1 pseudogene is annotated in these 2,586 nt (G+C 63.1%); it reads left to right on the top strand.

Going from position 1 to position 2,586, the window contains the following annotated elements:
• Positions 1–121 precede the first annotated feature (121 nt).
• Positions 122–2,386 (top strand): annotated as a pseudogene (locus AC1VWL_RS19230) (methylmalonyl-CoA mutase family protein); the annotation flags it as partial.
• Positions 2,387–2,586: the final 200 nt, after the last annotated feature.

Here is a 2,586-nt window from a genome sequence, read left to right as displayed (position 1 = left end):
TGCCATGCAGCGGGCAGTGTTTTGGCGGTCGCTCTCCCTTGGGTGTCCTTTGGGTCTCACTCATGCACAAACCCGGCGTCCGCGCCGCTTTTCGCCTCCAAAACCGGACCCGCACCCCGGTTTTGATCCCAACATCGACACGACCCTCAAGGAACCCCGCGCCACGGTGCTGATCCCGGGCAGCCGCGTGCGTTACCTGGCCGAGATCGCCGAACAGGGCCGCAGCATCAACGCCCGCATCGAGTCGCAGGCAGAAGTGGCCGAGCGTGCACAGAGCCTTTGGCAGGCGCTGAAGGAGCTGGAGGATGCAGCGCAGCCGGTTGCCCTGGGTCTGTACACAGGCGATGCACTCACCGACGCGGGTGCCGACAACAGCATCCGCACCCTGCGCCAGCGTTACAACGACGCGGTGCAGTCGCTGGATTCGGAGGCCCTGCGCCTGCTGCGTGAGTGGCCGGCGCGGCTGAAGTCGATCACCGATCCGGTCAACGAATACCAGGTGCGCGGCAAGATCATCCGCGTCGAGAACTACCGCGAATCGCTCAGCCACCAGCAGATCCCCAAGATCGCAGCGCCTACCTATCGCAGCTGGGGCGAGCTGCTGGTGTTCCTGCAGAAGGAAAACCTGCCGGGTTCCTACCCATATACCGGCGGCGTCTATCCTTACCGCCGCAGCGGCGAAGACCCTATCCGCATGTTTGCCGGCGAAGGCACGCCAGAGCGCACCAACCGTCGCTTCCACTACCTGAGCGTTGGCCAGCCGGCCGCGCGTCTGTCCACTGCCTTCGACAGCGTCACCCTGTACGGCGAAGACCCGGCGCCGCGTCCGGATATCTACGGCAAGATCGGCAATTCCGGCGTCAACATCCCCACGCTGGACGACATGAAGAAGCTGTACTCCGGCTTCGACCTGTGCGCGCCGACCACCTCGGTGTCGATGACCATCAATGGCCCGGCACCGATGATCCTGGCGATGTTCATGAATACCGCTGTCGACCAGCAGATCGAGAAGTATCTGCAGGAAGACCCCGCACGCTGGGCCGAGGCGGAAGAGCAGATCGCGAAGCTCTTCGAAGGCCGCACACGTCCGCAGTACCACGGCGAGCTGCCGCCGACCAATAACGGCCTGGGCCTGGCGTTGCTGGGCGTCACCGGCGACCAGCTGGTGGACGCAGAGACCTATGCGCGGATCAAGGCAGAAACCCTGTCCACGGTGCGTGGCACGGTGCAGGCCGATATCCTGAAGGAAGACCAGGCGCAGAACACCTGCATCTTCTCCACCGAGTTCGCGCTGCGGATGATGGGTGATATCCAGCAGTACTTCGTCGATCACAAGGTGCGCAACTTCTATTCGGTGTCGATCTCGGGCTATCACATCGCCGAGGCCGGTGCGAACCCGATCAGCCAGCTGGCTTTCACCCTGTCCAATGGCTTCACCATCGTCGAGTACTACCTGGCGCGTGGCATGAAGATCGACGACTTCGCGCCCAACCTGTCGTTCTTCTTCTCCAACGGCATGGACCCGGAATACACCGTGATTGGCCGGGTTGCGCGGCGTATCTGGGCCCGTGCGATGCGCGAGCGCTACGGTGCCAACGAGCGCAGCCAGATGATGAAGTACCACATCCAGACCTCGGGCCGCTCGCTGCACGCGCAGGAGATCCAGTTCAACGATATCCGCACCACGCTGCAGGCGCTGTATGCGCTGTTCGACAACTGCAACAGCCTGCACACCAACGCTTACGACGAGGCGATCACCACGCCGACCGAAGAAAGCGTGCGCCGCGCGGTGGCGATCCAGATGATCATCAACAAGGAGTTGGGGCTGAACTTCTGCGAGAACCCCTGGCAGGGCAGCTTCATCGTCGACAAGCTCACCGATATCGTCGAGGAGGCGGTTTACAAGGAGTTCGAGGCGATCAGTGAGCGCGGCGGCGTGCTCGGTGCGATGGACACCATGTACCAGCGCGGCAAGATCCAGGAAGAGTCACTGTACTACGAGCACAAGAAGCACGATGGCAGCCTGCCGCTGGTCGGCGTCAACATGTTCCTGCCCAAGGAGCATGCCGGCGAAGTGGCGACCGAGATCGAACTGATCCGTTCGACCGAGGAAGAGAAGGGCCAGCAGATCGAGAATGTGCATACCTGGCAGCACAATCGCAACGCCTTGGCACCGGCGGGCGAGACCTCGCATTCGCATGAGGTTGAAGGCGCAGTGGCGGATGGCGAGGCGCACGACGGCCACGGTCTGGGCTATCTGCAGAAGACCGCGCGTGACCGCCGCAACGTGTTCGAAGCACTGATCGAAGCGGTGAAGACGCACAGCCTCGGCCAGATCAGCCACGCGCTGTATGACGTGGGCGGTGAGTACCGCCGCAACATGTAAGCGCGCCAAAGGCACAGATGTAGTGCCGAGCCATGCTCGGCAGGGGGTGTTCCAAGCGAACCCCAAGCTGTAGTGCCGAGCCATGCTCGGCTGGGGGCTTTCCAAGCGAACTCCTCACAGTGCCGAGCCCTGCTAGGCAGACGCTTTGGCGGTTTTGCCCCAGCCGGGCGTTGCTGGGGCCGACCGGTGGGGGGGCGCGG

The sequence above is a fragment of the Stenotrophomonas sp. STEN063 genome, assembly GCF_056854515.1.
This window is presented reverse-complemented; position numbering and strand designations above follow the sequence as displayed.